Here is a 779-nt window from a genome sequence, read left to right on the forward strand (position 1 = left end):
CGCGCTCGTGCGATACATGAGGCGCGAGGGCATCACCCCATGAGGGTGGGTGACGAGAACCCGGCCCCCACACCCCCGTGAATCTTCATCACACCAGACGCAGCACACAACCTTCACCAGATGCGGCTTCATCGCCGCGTAGGCGAACGTTGATGCAAACGCTCGCATTGCCTTCAGCGTTCGGGCGGCCCCCACCTTGAGAATGCTGATCCCGCGGAAAACGGAGGGTACCGTGACGGATCAACGGGGCCGCACGCGTTCGTCGGGCAACTCGTCAGCGCGAGAAGACGTGATGCCTTGCCTCAGCCCTCAGCTCGTTGCCGCTGCGCCGCTGTGAGTTTGGCTCGCACGAAATCGAGGATGTGATCGTCCTTCATGGAGTCGAACATCGTTAGAGCCTGCTTGAACGCGATGATGGCCTCATCGACTCGCCCCATATCGTGCAGGGCGAGGCCGAGGTTGTTCAGTGCCAGGCCTTGGCCGTGGCGGTCGCCGAGATCGCGGTGGATGGCGGCGGCGTCCTGGTAGGTGGCGATGGCCTCCTCGCAACGCCGTGATTCGCGCAGGGCGAGGCCGAGGTTGTTCAGCGCCCGGCCCTCGCCGTGACGGTCGCCGAGATCGCGGCAGATGTGCAGGCATTGCTGAAGGACGGTGATGGCTTCACCGAACTGCCGCACTTCTTGCAGGGCGAGGCCGAGGTTGTTCAGCGCCCGGCCTTCCCCGTGACGGTCGCCGAGATCGCGGCAGAGGACGACGGCGTCCTGGTAGGTGGTGATGGC

1 protein-coding gene is annotated in these 779 nt (G+C 64.7%); it reads right to left on the minus strand.

Annotated elements, in window-relative coordinates:
• Window positions 1–302: 302 nt before the first annotated feature.
• A partial coding sequence (locus tag HCN51_RS57770; protein WP_168022233.1) for a tetratricopeptide repeat protein occupies window positions 303–779 on the minus strand: 477 nt, incomplete at its 5' end.

It is taken from the genome of Nonomuraea composti (assembly GCF_012034275.1).
Taxonomy (GTDB): domain Bacteria; phylum Actinomycetota; class Actinomycetes; order Streptosporangiales; family Streptosporangiaceae; genus Nonomuraea; species Nonomuraea composti.